We start from the raw sequence: 14,749 nt of genomic DNA on the forward strand, positions 1-14,749 counted from the left end.
AATTAACTCTATTATTTATTTTAATACTTATTAAATTTTTTATCTTTAAAAATAAAAAAATAATCTTGCGATTATTTTTTTTGTAAACGAGCTTTTTTACCAGTTAAATTTCTTAGGAAGTACAACTTAGAACGTCTTACTTTATTAGAATTTTTAACTTCAATTTTAGCAATTAATGGCGAATTCAATAAGAATGTTCTTTCCACTCCCACACCGTATGATACCTTGCGAACATTAATTGTTCGATTAACACCTTCGCCGTGTAATTTGATAACAACTCCTTCAAATTTTTGAATACGTTGTTTAGCTTTATCACCTTGTCCTTCCATAATAATTGTTGAAACGATTACATCGTCTCCAACATTTACATCAGTTAGATTAGGATTTTTATATTGTTGTTCAACAATTGACATGATTTTATTTTTCATTACTGTCTCCTTTATGTTTTTTAATTATTTGTTGATATTTTGGTTTGTCTTTAATTTTTTCTCAAAGATCTTTTCTTTTGTTAAAAGTATTTAAAACTGATTGTTCATTTCTTCATTCATCTATTTGAGCATGATTACCACTCAACAACACTGGTGGCACCTCATGTCCCTGAAATATTCTAGGTTTTGTGTAATGTGGATAATCTAATAAATTATCCTCACTAAAGGAATCATTTTCCACAGATTCTGTAGCAATCACGTTCGGAACTAGTCGAATTATCGCATCCATTAATACTAAACTCGCAACTTCTCCACCAGTTAGAACATAATCACCGATTGAAATTTCCTCGTCAAATCACTCTAATGCTCGCTCGTCAATACCTTCATAATGACCACATAAAATCAAAATTTTTTTATATTTAGATATCGATAATGCTTTTTTCTGATTCAAAACATTGCCTTGTGGTGATAGATAAACACGATGATATGCGTGTTGTGGATCTATTTTACTTAATGCATTAAAAATTGGTTCACACATTATAACCATTCCTTTTTTTCCACCAAAAGAATAATCATCAACCTGGTTATTTTTTAAAGAAGTATAGTCACGCAAATTTTCAATTTTAACCGAAACAATATTTTCTTTTATTGCGCGACCTACAATTGAACTTTCAACAAAATTTTCAAAGAACTTAGGAAATAAAGTTAAAACTGTTATTTCCAAACTATTTACTTGTCTTTGTGTCATTAAATTTTTTCATAATTCCGTTTTGAGATAAGATTTTACGAACTGTGTCTGAGGGTTCAGCACCGTTTTTTAATCATTTTAATGTTACTTCTTCACTAATTTTTACATCTTCGTTTAACGGATTGAATGTTCCTAATTGTTCAATATATTCCCCACTTAATTTAGCACGAGAATCGATTGCTACAATACGGTAAACAGGTTTCTTTTTAGCACCCATTCTTCATAGTCTTAATTTAACCATCGATATTCCTTTCTTGTTTAAAAACAAGGACATTTTACTTAATAAAAAAAAATAAGTCAAGTAATTTTACTTGACTTACTTAATATAAATTAGTTTATAACAATTATTCTTGATTAAATATTTAAACCTAAGAATAATGTAATTAAAACAAATGATGCTAATAACAGTGTTGAAAAAATGTTTAGCACAATTGCTATGTAAAAAGCATATTTTTCTGATGGCAATAAATTTGTTGATTTTCTAAATTTCACGAAATTTTCAAAAATTGTGTAAGCATGAAGAGCGAAAGAAACTAAAGCTAATGCAGCTAAAGTTAACAATAATCCTTTTTTAAGTTCAACTGCGTTGATTGTTCCTTCATAAACGCCCAAAACGTCTAACAATCAGAATAACGATAATACACTTATCAATAATCCAACAAAAATAGATAAAATCGATTCTATTAAATATATTGAAGATTTCGCAATTTTGTATTCATTATAAAAATTTCTTGCAGTAATGAAGTACCCTGGAACATTAGCTATAGCTGCAATTAATGCGATTAATGTAGCAGCTGTCGCTGTTGTTGGTAACGGTTTAACATTAGAACTAATAACAACAGTTCCATGTATAAATGATACGATTGCTAAAGCTGCAAAAAACAACGTTAATCATCATACATTTTTCTTTGCAAATCTAATTGCAACAATATCGTGACCTGCTTTTCATTTTTCAACTTCAGTTTTAGATAAAATAACTGAATATAATTTAAAAAAAATTACAACAAGTATTGAAAAAATTCCTTGTAAAAATCATCCCCAATTAGATAAATCAGTGAATGTTTGATTACTTTGTGCCTCAAAAAAATGAGTAATATTCATTTTTAATTTCCTTTCTTTATGGTTATAAATACCTTGTTAATTTTATACAAAAAATGCCATCAAAACAATGGCATTTTTTATTGAAATTAAATTTATGCAAATATATTATGCGACGTCATCGGGAATTCCCATTCAGCCAATAAAATTAACATAAAAACGATAATTGTTGCTGTTAAAACAAGAGCATGAGCAAATTTTGCAATGTGTGTTCATCTATTAACTTTATCAGTTGTTTTTAATGCTTTCATTAGTAACATTAAACTTACAATAACAAATCCAAATGCAGTTAGAATAGCAATTATCGAAACAATAAAAGCAACTAATGTCACATTTGAAACAAAGTTTGGATCTGGTACTGCTAATTTAAATTTATTTAAATCAATAGGAGGTAATAAGCTTGCATCATCAAACTGCAAACTCATTTCAAATCCATAATATCCTCATATAATAGAAATTAATATTAGAAAAACACCTAGTACTAACTCTAATCAAGCTTCGAAAGAAGATAAAAATTTAATTTTTCCTTGTGATGCTCTATTTAAGTAAATAATTGTTCCTGATAAATATAAGCAATTTAAACCAATAAATGCCATAAATACTGCTCCCACAACAAATAGCGTTTTTGCAACTGATAAGTTTGCTGGAATTAAATGAGCAACGGTTTTTCCAATGATAATATCTCCTCTTAATAATTCGATATTAAAACCTTGCATAATACTAATGAATCCTAATAATACAAAAAAGAAGCTTAATCATCTTGCATTATGGATTGATAATTGTGAATATTTCACATCATCTAAATAAACTGTTTTATCTACATCTTTGTTATTACGTAGTTTTATAACTACTTGAAATATATAAGAAATCGCTGTTGTAAACGCACAAAAAATAAGCGCAACTCAACACGATTGTTCAAAATTTTGTCAATTCATGTTTCCCCTTTATATGTTTACACATATTGTTTTAATTATAATTAAAAAAGAAATTAAAAAACAACTTTTTTTAATTATTTAAGTTGATTTAATGGATTATTCGGCATGTTTTTAAATTGCTTCATTAAAGTTTTAGCTTGTTCAAACTGATTCATCAATTTATTAAAATCTTGAGCTGTTTTTCCAGAACCTTTAATAACTCTTTGTTTTCTTGAAGGTTCTTTTAAAAGTTTTGGATTTTTACGTTCTTCTTTTGTCATTGAACTAATTAAGGTTTCAAATAATTTCAATTTTTTTTCAGCTTCATCAAAATCAACATTACCTAATTGCCCCATATTCGGCATATATTTCATAATATTTTTTAACTTACCTAATTTTTTCATTTGTTTTAATTGATCTAGTAAATCTTCAAAATCAAATTTACCATCAATAAATTTCTTAGCATCTTTTTTTTGTTTATCTAAATCAATCGCTTCTTCAATTTTTTCAGTTAATGTTTCAATATCTCCAAGACCCAAAATACGATTAACTATTCTATGAGGATTAAATACTTCTATATCTCCTACTTTTTCTCCCGTACCTGCTAATTTAATTGGTAACTTCATTAAATAGCTAATACTAATTGCGGCTCCACCTTTGGCATTTCCATCTAGTTTAGTAATAAAAAATGATGATAATTCGATAGCATCATGAAATGTTTGAGCTACATTAATGATATCTTGCCCAGATAGTGCATCAATAGTCATAATTGTTTCTGCTGGTTTTACAATCTTCTTAATTTGATGCAATTCATCCATTAATTCTTTATTGGTGTGCAATCTTCCGGCCGTATCGTAAATCACAATATCATAACCTTCATAATGAGATTTATGATAGGCTTCCTTCGCTAAATCAACAGGATTTACTTTCGTTCCTTTTTCAAGAACTTCTATATTTAAGGATTCACCTAATGTTTTTAATTGATCGATTGCGGCTGGACGATAAATATCACACGCCACTAATAAAATTTTTTTAGTTGGATATTTTGATTTTAGATAATTAGCCAATTTTGCTACCGATGTTGTTTTTCCAGTTCCTTGCAAACCAACAAACATAATATTAAGTGGAAAGTTAGAAAGATTTAAATCGTGTCTTTTTTGGTTTAAAATATTGAACAGTTCCTCATGAATTAATTTTTTAATCTGATATTGAGCCCCTGAATTTTTATATAAATCTTTTGACAAAATATCTGAACGTAATTTATCAATAAATTCACGGACAACTTTAATATTTACATCAGCTTCCAATAAACCCGTTCTTATATCTTTTAATAATTGATTTACATCGTCTGGTTTTAGTGTCTTATGTTTCCCTAGTTTTTCTAAAGACTTATTAAATTTTTCGGAAATAAAATCAAACATAATACCTACCCTATTTTCACTAAAAATAATTTTAGCAAATAATTATTAATAAAAATTTTCTAATTTTTTAAGGAACTCATCCTTTGACATTCTATTATCTTTAAATTTATCGACTAAAGCCACAACTGATTCTTGTTTAGACAATATTTTTAAATTATTTTCATAGTCTATTAATATTTTTGTTGTTTTAATAATAGAATCGCTTACTGCATTTTTCGAAATGCCACAAGCATCCGCAATTTCTTGCAGTGTAACGTCATAAAAGTAATATTGTTCAAAATACAAGCGTTGCTTATCCGTTAGAAGTGAATTATATACATCATATATGTTAGTTATATAAACACTTTTTGGTTGCAATAAATTTTTACTCATTTGTCGAACCAAGTCCTGATATTAAATTATAAATATATTCTTTTGCGTTAAATTCAATCAAATCATCAATTGCTTCCCCAACACCTAAATATTTAATCGGTATTTGAAAAGACTGAGCAATTGATAAAACGATTCCTCCCTTTGACGAACCATCCATTTTTGTCAAAATTATCCCGGTTAAACCACACGCTTCATTAAAAACTAAAGCTTGTGAAATTCCATTTTGCCCAGTTGTAGCATCTAATATCAAGAGAGATTCCATTGGTTGATTCGGAAATTTACGTTGAATTATTTTATGAATTTTTTGGATTTCAGCCATTAAATTTTGTTTATTTTCTAATCTCCCAGCAGTATCGCAAATTAAAACTTCTCACTTTTCAAGTTGAGCTTTATCAATCCCGTCAAAAATAACACTAGCTGGATCTTGTTTTGGACTTTTCGGACCCACAAAATTCACACCTAAACGTTCTGATCAAATTTTTAGTTGTTCAACTGCCCCAGCTCGAAATGTGTCAGCTGCAACGATACCGATTTTAGAATATTTTGATTTTAAATTATGTGCGAGTTTAGCGATGGTTGTTGTTTTACCTACGCCATTGACTCCAACAACTAAAATAATGTTAAATTCATTATTTAAACTTAATGATACTTTGTCATTTACCTCTGAAAAACTATTAAATAGTTCTTCAACAATAATCCCTTTTATTTCTTCAATATCTGTAATTTTTTTACGGCGTATTTCGTATCGAATTTTCTCAGTAACTTGATCAACAATATTGACATTAACATCGCTTGTAATTAATATTTCTTCGAGTTCATCTAAAAATTTTTCGTCAACTTCCTTAAAGTTTATAAATAGACTATTAATTTTTTGACTAAAACTAAATCGAGATTTGGTTAAGGCTTTATAAACCTTTTCTTCTCTCTCGTGATTTTCATTTTTTGGTTTAAATTTATTAAAAAGTTTTTTTAGCAACATAATTTAATTGTAAATTAGAAACATTTTAGTTAGAAGGATTTTTATAGAGATGTAACATTAGTTTTATCAATCATTTCTTTAGCCGATTCTAATGAAATACCAACAACTTTACTAATACCTTTTTCTTCCATTGTAATGCCGCATAAACTTTCGCATTTTTCCATTGTTCCAGAACGATGGGTTACAACAATAAACTGTGTGTTTTTAACTTCACGCAAATAATTAGCGAAACGAGTGACATTAGAAATATCAAGTGCCGCTTCAGCTTCATCTAAAATAACAAAAGGTAAAGGTTTAACACATAAAATTGCAAATAATGTTGCCAATGCTACTAACGATTTTTCTCCGCCACTTAATAAATTTAAATTATTAATTTTTTTACCTGGTAAATTAATTTGTAGATCTATTCCCGTTTCTAAAATATTGTTTGGATCAAGAAAATAAATTTTTGCCTCACCATGACCAGCTAATTTTGATAAAGTGGTTGGTAAGTATTTGTTTGTTTCAATAATTATCTGACCAAATTTTTCAACAATTATTTTATCCAAATCACTTAGCGTGTTTAAAATTTCTGACTTAGCCTGATTAATTTCAGTGTATTGTTTTGATAAAAAATCAAAACGAGTTTTTTCTTGATTATACAATTCAATCGAATCAATATTTACTGGTAATAATTCGTTCATTTCATTTTTTAAACTGTGAATTTGATGTGTTAATTCAGATGTAATTTCAATCCCTGATTTTTTAAATCTTTCTAATGCTAATTCGTAAGTAATTTGGTATTCTTCTACTAAACGATTTAAATACGAAGCAATATCTTTATCAAATCCTAGAATTTGCATATTTCCCTCGTGAATATTATGGTTAACTTCTTTTTCTTCGTTTAATAATAATTTATATTGACTCTCTTTCGCAATTAAATTATTAACTAAATAAAGTCTTTCATCATGTAATGAATTTAATGATTGCTTTAAATTCTCTTTTTCACTCAATAATCCATTTATATCGCTATCTAAATTTTTTCCAAGCGATGATTCAAATTTACTTAATTTGAAACTGATTTCTTCTAATTCTTTTTCTAGTAATTTAACGTTTATTAAAAAATTCTGGTTATTTTTTTCATTGTTTTGAATAGTTCCTCTAGCCTCAACTATTTTTACCTGAATTTCTTTTATTAAATTAAGTGTGTCATTAAATTCTTCTTCTAATTTTTTTAAATTTACACTATTGTAGATGCTATCTAATTTTAAATTTCCACCGGTTACCATTCCACTTGGATTAAAAACACTTCCGTCTAAGGAAACAACAAAATATTTTTTATTTAACGTTAAAAAAATATTAGAAGCATTATCAAAAGTATCGACAACAATTGATCTGCCTAATAAATTTTTCGCAAGAACATCGTATTTCTTGTCAAATTGAATTAGGGATGTTGTTACCCCTATATAACCTTGTTGTTTTGATAAAACAAACATTGATTGCTCATCAATTTCTCTTGAAATAATATTATCTAACGGAATAAATGTAACACGTCCTAATTTATTATTTTTTAAAATTTCAATGCATTTTTGTGCAGTTGCTTTTGTGTTAACAACTAAATTTCTTCTTGTTGAACTTAATAAACTACTTACTGCAATATTATACTTTTCCTCTTTTGGTAAAAGTAGATTTTCAACAATATCGATAATACCATTAACAACCATTGAATTTTTTAATAAAAAATCTATCCCGTGTGAATACTGATTTTTGCTATTTAAATTACTAATTTGGAATTGAAGATTAAATTTTTTTTCTTGATTTAAAAGAAGTTTTTGTTCCAATAAAACAATTTCGCGATCTAATATTTCTAATTGATGACGATTAGAATCAATAAAATCTACTAATTCTTTTAATTTTTCCTCTTTTACGGTTCTTTCGTTTTCCAATATTTTTAAATTTCAATCCTCAGAGGAAGATTTATCATGATCGTTTGTTGTTTTAATTTTCTCTAACTTATCAATATTCTTTGTTAATTGTTCTTGTTTTGTAGAAATATTCAAATCAATAATGTCTAATTTGTTTTTTGCTGAATTAATCTGGGCTTCTTGTTTTGTTAATTCGGTAGTCAAATATTCTTGTTTAATTTTCAATTCATTTAAAATTTCTAAAACATTATTTTTTTTCTCATTCAAATTTTTAAGATTATAAGCTAATCAAGATATTTCAATTTGTTGCAAATTATTTTTAATTTCTAAGTATTTTTCTGCTTTTTTTGCTTGTTTTTCTAAATAACCTAGGTGGCGAGAAATTTCGTCAATTATATTTTGTACTTGTGCTAAGTTTTCTTCAGTACGTTCTAATTTTCTAACTGATTCTATTTTTCGTTGGCGGTATTTTGCAATTCCAGCAGCTTCTTCAAAAATAGCGCGTTTTTTTTCTGGCGATGAAGTAATAAATTCTGTCAAATTTCCTTGAGAAATTAGGGCTAAACTATTTTTCGATATTCCTAAATCTCACAATAAATTTTGAATGTCTTTTAAACGAACTTGAATGCGATTAATGTAATATTCATTTTCTTGGTCATCACGATATGCTCGTTTGCAAATTTCCACTTCTTTAGTTTCATAAGGTAGTAACAAATCTTCATTGTCAAAGATTAATTTTACTTCTGCAAAATTTAAAGGTTCTTCTGTTCCATTGCCTTTAAAAATAATATCTTCAGAATCACTAGTACGAAGTGCTTCCTTACTATTTGAACCAAAAACTCATTTAACAGCATCGCTAATATTTGATTTTCCCGAACCATTCGGTCCAACAATTCCGTTAATTCCGTTGTGAAAATTTATTTTTACTGGGCGACCAAACGATTTAAAACCAAATATTTCCATTCTCTTTAAATACATATTATTAAATCCCCACCTTTTGTAGTTTCATTATATATTTAAATTTTTCACAAAATTAAAAATAATTAGGTAATTTTCTTATACTTAAAGAAAAGAACGATTGCAAATAATATCAAATCGCTAATAATCATACTTAATCCAGCTAAAGCCGTTGGAATAATTCCTAATAAACCTAATATGATAGCAATAATGTTGTAAATAAACGACCAAATAATTGCAATTTTAATATATCGATTTGTTGCAGCTAATAATTTTATTAAATAATGTACATTCTCGATTCTATCATTTAATAAAATTACATCACCACTTACTAGCGAAAAGTCATTACCTGAATAAATCGGTAAGAATATTTTCGCTTTATGAGCTGCAAAGGCATCATTAAAACCATCTCCCACATACATAACATTATAAAAATGCTCCTGTTGCAGCATATCTATAATTTCGCCTTTTTCTTTTGGTGATAAATTTGTAAAAATGTTTGATTTTTCTAAAGTGTTCGAAATAGAGCTAGAAACGCTTTTAGAATTGTCACCCGTCAAAATATATACATCATAGTTATCTTTTTGTAAATTAATAATTGTAGAAATAGCGTTCTCTTTTAAATTATCATCAACATCAAAACCAACAACTACTTCATTATCGATACATAGAACATTTTTTTGATTAAAACTATTAAAATTTACGTTCGGATATTTTGAAAGAATATGTTTTCTATCACCAACAACAATTTTTTGTTTATTATATTTAGCCTCTATTCCTGAACCAACTATCTCGCGAACATCTTCAAATTTATACAGATTAGTATAAGAAACGATGTGACAAATAGATTTTGCAATTGGATGATTAGAATACAATTCAATTGAATACAACATATCTAAATATTCTTGATTATCATTTAATGATTCTAAATTAATAATTTTAACACCTGATTTTGTTAGAGTGCCTGTCTTGTCGAAAGCAATACAATTAATTTTGCTAATTTCATCAAGAATAGTAAAATTTTTGATGGCAATATTTTGACGATATCCTTTTCAAACAGCTATTGTTAATAGCAATGGTGCCGTTAAAGAGAAAGCACAAGGACAAACAATAATTACCATAGTCATTCCTTTTAAAAATCCTTGAGCAAAACTGAATCAAATATTCTCATTGTAATATCAATACAAAAACAACATTCAAAATAATAATGATGCAATAAATAGAATTACTTGAATAATAAAAACATATTTTGATGCTTTTTCGGTAAAATTGGTAATTCGATCGCTAGAATTTTTTGATTTAGACAGAACTGTAAATAATTGGGCGATTGAAGAAGCGTTAAATGGGCGAATAACTTTTAATTCTATAGCATTCTCTACATTAACAGAACCGGAAATAATTTCATTTCCTTTTTGATAAATTTGTTCATCTGTATTTCCGGTTCAAATTTTATTATTCATTTTTGCTTTTTCAGAAATTAGCTCACAATCAAAAGGAACCAATCCGCCTTTAGCAACTCGAATAATTTCACCAACTTTAATATCCTCAATCGCCTTAATTTTTGTATCTTTACCATTTATAACTACAATTTTTTTAGGAATAACATTTTCTAGCGCTTCTAAATTTTTATTAGAACTTGCGACAATTTTTGATTCCAAGTAATGACCTAAATTAGCAAAAAATAACAACATTGTTGTTGTATAAAAATATGAATAATTAGGTACATCTCCATTCGTTCTAGAAGATAAATTTTGACCAGTCTGCATCATAATTAAAAAAGTTAATGATGCGATAAAAGAAACAACAGCTGAAAAAGAAATCAAAAAATCTAAACCGATAAATTTTCATGTTTTTCAAACGTTTCATGCACTTTTGCATCAAGCTGGAACTATTAAAAAAAATGTAATACTGCCGGCGAATAATTGTACTCATGGATTCAACAAAGAATCTCGTATTAAACTAACATCATTTACTTTCCCGCCAGATATTTCATCTGCCAAAGCAAATAAAGCAAAAATGCTAGAAAAAATTACTAAACTTCAAAATATTTTAATCCAATGATATTTAACTCAAGACAATTTTCATCTCCTCGTCATTAGACAACTTATTTAAAGCATCCAATGCAGCTTTTTGTTCAGCTTTTTTTCGAGAAGTATCTTGTCCTCTACCTAGTTCATTACCATCATAATAAACACCAACCGTAAACACTACGCTATTACTTTTTTTATTATTTTTACGATTAATTATATTGTATTGTAAAATCTTAGCTGATTTTGTTTGAAGAATTTCTTGCAATTTAGTCTTGTAGTCTTCGACATCAATTTCTTCAATAATTGCTAAAACTTGCGGAAAAAAATTTTTAAGCAAAAATTTTTCTACTTCCTCATAACCTTGATCAATAAAAAATGCTCCTAAAAATGACTCAAGAGTATCTCCTAAAATTTTAGTGTTAATTTCGGATTTTGGCATATTTTCGTGAATGATAATAACATCTTCCAATTTTAATTGTCTTGAAAAACTAGCTAATGTCGGTTTGCAAACCATTTTTGCACGAAGTTTTGTCATTTCTCCTTCAGAAATTTCATAATTATAATATAGAAATTTAGATGTAACAGTTGCTAAGACGGAATCTCCTAAAAATTCTAATCTTTGATAATTAATTCCCATCTTTTTCCCCATAAAAAAAGAACCATGGGTAAACGCTTCGATATATAAATCAAAATTTTTAAATTTAATGTTTTGACTTTCTAAAAATTTAGTTATTTCATTCAATTTCTCTTGTTTATATATTTGAACATTATTTTTCATTTATAAAATGTCTTTCTTTAATTTTTTTAAAATTTCCTTATCTAGGATATTTTTTGCTTGTTCAAACACCGCCTCAAAGGAAATTTCATCACTTGAACCATGCGCTTTTATTATAAGAGAATCAAAACCTATTATCAATGCTCCTCCCGCTTTTCGATGATCGAATTTATTAGCAACATTGGTTAATGTTTTTTTAACTAGTAATCCACCAATTTTTGTTTTTAAATTATTTTCTTTAATAGATAACTTAATGGATTGACCTAAGTATTTCAGAGCACCTTCCATACTTTTTAATGCTATATTGCTAGTTCATCCATCTCCCACTAAAATATCAACCGGTAAATTTACAAGGTCTTTTGATTCTACATTACCGTAAAAATGAATTTTTTTATCCTTTTCTAATAATTCGTGTGCTAATTGAATGTGTTCTAGTCCTTTTCATTTCTCTGTTCCATTACTTAATAATCCGACAGTCGGTCTACTAACCCCATAATAATGTTGATAAAATGATGTTGCCATTCTAGCAAATCCAACCAAACCTTCCGGTTTTACGGTCAAATTAGCACCAACGTCCAAAACTAATTTTGGATTATCGTTTTTTTCGAAAGGTGGGAAAAATGCCATAAAACCGGGGATATATTCAGTGTTTAAACGTTTTAGTTTTAAAAATGTATTAGCTAAAAGTACTCCACTATTGCCAGCTGAAATAGCGATATTTGCTTTTTTAGTTTCTAATAATTCAATAATTTTACTAATAGGGTTGTCTTGTTTTTTACGAAAAGCTAATGGCGTATCAGCGTGACTAATACGAAAAGCAACCAATTCGATGCTCATATTCTTAAGTGGTTCATAATTTTCGAAATCTTCTTTATTACCAACTAAAATGAAATGAAAATTACTATTTTTTTGAGCAAATTTTTTGACAACTTTTAATATTTCCGCTGGTCCATTGTCAGCACCTGTAATATCAACAGCAATGATTTTATGCATTATCAACCTCAAAACCAATTATTGTGAAGTAAACTGGTTGATTTGTTTGAAGGATTTCATGTTCAATATGCAATTTCTTAGCCATTTTTTCAATCGAATCTACTTGTTCTAAATCTAGTTCTTGCCCCATTAAGAAACTCACCATCCCAACATTTTTTGGAATTACTTTATTGGAAATAATTTCTAATGCTTTATCAAATGATTTGCATGAAGCGATAATTTTTTTAGGTTTAACCATAACCAAATAATCATCTTTACGAACTTTCACGTTATCCAAAACAATATTCTTAGCTGCCGTTGTAATAATGCAATATTGTATTTTTTCTAATATTTGCTCACATTCTCTAACAATATCTTCAAATGGCGCTTCTTTATCAATATATTGTGAAATAATAAATGATTCAACCATATTCGTGGTTTTAACAATTTTAATATTCGAGTTTGCTGAATGTTTTTGTGCTTGTAAAGCTACTAAATAGATATTGCTATCATTTGGAAAAATGATGACATTTTCAGCATTTATTGTATCTATAGCTACAATAAAATCCTGTAAGGATGGATTATTTGTTGCTCCACCAGAAATTAAATAATCGATTCCTAACTCTTTAGCAATAGAATATACTCCTTCACCCGAACCTACAGCAATTGTTGCAAATTTTGCTCGCTCTTTTTTAGTGGGTTCTTTTGAATTTTGATTTAAATCAATAATTTGATGCTCCTCAACTTGGTATTGCATATTTTCTATTTTCAATTTATGAAATTCTCCCATGTTTTGAAAATAGGTAATCAGTTCCCCCGGTTTAAAAGTATGAGCATGAAATTTTAATAAATTATCCATCGCAACGATAACAATTGAATCGCATCCTTTTTTTTCTAAATCGATTTCAATTTGTTTTTTATCAAAAATGAAAGTATCTTTCATTTCCAAAATACCTTCTGAACAATAACCAAATTGTTGATTATCTACGTTATGATTTTTAGCATTTTCACTTTGATTAGTAACATTTCCACTTGCTAGTTCAACGGTTTCTCCAGCAAAGTATTTTTGAAATCCGACAAAAACTTGATGTAAACCCATTCCCCCCGAATCAACAACATCCGCTTTTTTTAATAATGGTAATAAATTAGGTGTATTTTCAAGCGATTTGCGACTTTCTTTTACAAGTAATTCCAATAAATCATTTATTTTTTTGGTTTTTCCTTGTTTGCTGCTGCTGATGTCTCGCGAATAACCGTCAAAATTGTCCCCTCAATAGGTTTTAAAACAGAGCTATAAGCTTCTTCTACTCCACGAGCTAATCCTTCGCATAAATCAGAAACTGTTAATTCTTCTAACAAATTTAAGTCTTGCAAATTTAGTGATATTCCATTAAAAATTTGGCTAAAAATAACTCCAGAATTCCCTCTCGCTCCTAGCAATAAACCTTTAGCAAAATCATGAGTTAAATCTTGAATCGTTTTAAAATTTTTATTTTCGATTAATTTAATTCCATTAGTAAATGTTAAAAACATATTTGTCCCTGTGTCGCAATCTGGTACAGGGAAAACGTTTAAATTATTAATTTGTGCCACATGATGTGAAAAATGCTTATAAGCAAAAATTAACATATCATAAAATTGATTAATAGAAATTTTATTCATATTATGCACCAAAATCCTCAATATAAATGTGAATCTTCACAATTTCTAAATTTAAATGTTCTTTTAACTCATAAAGAACTCGTTCAGTGATGCTTGACATAATCGAATGCACATTCACATTTAATTTCAAAATCACATGAATATCTAAATTGTAAATTTTAGTATTTTGATCTCACTTAACATCGATACTTTTCTTTTTTCATGCTTTTTTTAGGGTTGTACTAATACTTTTAGTTTGATCAAAATCCGATTTATTTAAAAATAATTTAAAATCAGCCAACCCTTTCACACCAGGAATCTCAATAATACATGAATTAATTAATTCGAAAATTAACTTTTCGTTTATTTGTAAAGTCCCTAATTTTAAATTAGTTTTTAACATAGATCCCCTTTATCTATTTCAAATAGCTAAGAATATTTACAAAAACATTCTTTCCTATTAATTATAAATTAATTTTTAATTTTTTATTTCCTATAAAATATAAAGTA

Annotated in this window: 15 protein-coding genes; all 15 read right to left on the minus strand. The window is 27.7% G+C overall.

Going from position 1 to position 14,749, the window contains the following annotated elements:
* Nucleotides 1-71: 71 nt before the first annotated feature.
* The 15 genes from rplS to ASO20_RS00710 all read right to left on the minus strand — a co-directional run bounded on the left by rplS (nucleotide 72) and on the right by ASO20_RS00710 (nucleotide 14,642).
* Complete coding sequence (gene rplS / locus ASO20_RS00640) at nucleotides 72-428, minus strand: 50S ribosomal protein L19 (protein ID WP_085055991.1); 357 nt, start codon at nucleotides 426-428, stop codon at nucleotides 72-74.
* Nucleotides 418-1,176, minus strand: coding sequence for a tRNA (guanosine(37)-N1)-methyltransferase TrmD (trmD, locus tag ASO20_RS00645; protein WP_232297037.1), 759 nt, complete (start codon nucleotides 1,174-1,176; stop codon nucleotides 418-420). The genes rplS and trmD overlap by 11 nt, the downstream gene beginning before the upstream one ends.
* On the minus strand, nucleotides 1,154-1,417 hold the full coding sequence (gene rpsP, locus ASO20_RS00650) for a 30S ribosomal protein S16 (RefSeq protein WP_085055992.1): 264 nt from the start codon (nucleotides 1,415-1,417) through the stop codon (nucleotides 1,154-1,156). Before rpsP ends, trmD begins: the two co-directional genes overlap by 23 nt.
* Before the next feature lie 113 nt (nucleotides 1,418-1,530).
* Complete coding sequence (locus tag ASO20_RS00655) at nucleotides 1,531-2,277, minus strand: hypothetical protein (protein ID WP_085055993.1); 747 nt, start codon at nucleotides 2,275-2,277, stop codon at nucleotides 1,531-1,533.
* Between the two features lie 92 nt (nucleotides 2,278-2,369).
* Nucleotides 2,370-3,209, minus strand: coding sequence for a hypothetical protein (locus ASO20_RS00660; protein ID WP_085055994.1), 840 nt, complete (start codon nucleotides 3,207-3,209; stop codon nucleotides 2,370-2,372).
* Nucleotides 3,210-3,283: 74 nt separating this feature from the next.
* Complete coding sequence (gene ffh, locus ASO20_RS00665; RefSeq protein ID WP_085055995.1) at nucleotides 3,284-4,609, minus strand: signal recognition particle protein; 1,326 nt, start codon at nucleotides 4,607-4,609, stop codon at nucleotides 3,284-3,286.
* A gap of 45 nt (nucleotides 4,610-4,654) precedes the next feature.
* On the minus strand, nucleotides 4,655-4,981 hold the full coding sequence (ylxM, locus tag ASO20_RS00670) for a YlxM family DNA-binding protein (RefSeq protein ID WP_085055996.1): 327 nt from the start codon (nucleotides 4,979-4,981) through the stop codon (nucleotides 4,655-4,657).
* Nucleotides 4,974-5,960 carry a signal recognition particle-docking protein FtsY gene (gene ftsY / locus ASO20_RS00675; RefSeq protein WP_085055997.1) on the minus strand — a complete coding sequence of 329 codons (987 nt, stop codon included), beginning with the start codon at nucleotides 5,958-5,960 and terminating at the stop codon, nucleotides 4,974-4,976. The genes ylxM and ftsY overlap by 8 nt, the downstream gene beginning before the upstream one ends.
* A 41-nt stretch (nucleotides 5,961-6,001) precedes the next feature.
* On the minus strand, nucleotides 6,002-8,842 hold the full coding sequence (locus tag ASO20_RS00680) for an AAA family ATPase (RefSeq protein WP_085055998.1): 2,841 nt from the start codon (nucleotides 8,840-8,842) through the stop codon (nucleotides 6,002-6,004).
* Nucleotides 8,843-8,907: 65 nt separating this feature from the next.
* Nucleotides 8,908-10,917, minus strand: a complete 2,010-nt coding sequence (locus ASO20_RS00685; RefSeq protein ID WP_085055999.1) for a heavy metal translocating P-type ATPase — start codon at nucleotides 10,915-10,917, stop codon at nucleotides 8,908-8,910.
* A complete protein-coding gene (gene rnc, locus ASO20_RS00690) occupies nucleotides 10,886-11,629 on the minus strand; it encodes a ribonuclease III (RefSeq protein ID WP_085056000.1) in 744 nt (247 codons plus the stop codon). The genes ASO20_RS00685 and rnc overlap by 32 nt, the downstream gene beginning before the upstream one ends.
* Entirely contained in the window at nucleotides 11,630-12,619 is a 990-nt protein-coding gene (plsX, locus tag ASO20_RS00695) for a phosphate acyltransferase PlsX (protein WP_085056001.1), read from the minus strand.
* Nucleotides 12,612-13,793: a DAK2 domain-containing protein gene (locus ASO20_RS00700; protein WP_085056002.1), complete on the minus strand. Its 1,182-nt coding sequence runs from the start codon at nucleotides 13,791-13,793 to the stop codon at nucleotides 12,612-12,614. Before ASO20_RS00700 ends, plsX begins: the two co-directional genes overlap by 8 nt.
* An 8-nt stretch (nucleotides 13,794-13,801) precedes the next feature.
* Nucleotides 13,802-14,260: a DAK2 domain-containing protein gene (locus ASO20_RS00705; RefSeq protein WP_085056003.1), complete on the minus strand. Its 459-nt coding sequence runs from the start codon at nucleotides 14,258-14,260 to the stop codon at nucleotides 13,802-13,804.
* A gap of 1 nt (nucleotide 14,261) precedes the next feature.
* The gene (locus ASO20_RS00710; protein ID WP_085056004.1) at nucleotides 14,262-14,642 is read right to left on the minus strand and encodes an Asp23/Gls24 family envelope stress response protein; all 381 of its coding nucleotides are present in this window, start codon (nucleotides 14,640-14,642) and stop codon (nucleotides 14,262-14,264) included.
* Nucleotides 14,643-14,749: the final 107 nt, after the last annotated feature.

This window comes from Mycoplasma sp. (ex Biomphalaria glabrata), from assembly GCF_001484045.1.
GTDB lineage: Bacteria > Bacillota_I > Bacilli_A > Mycoplasmatales.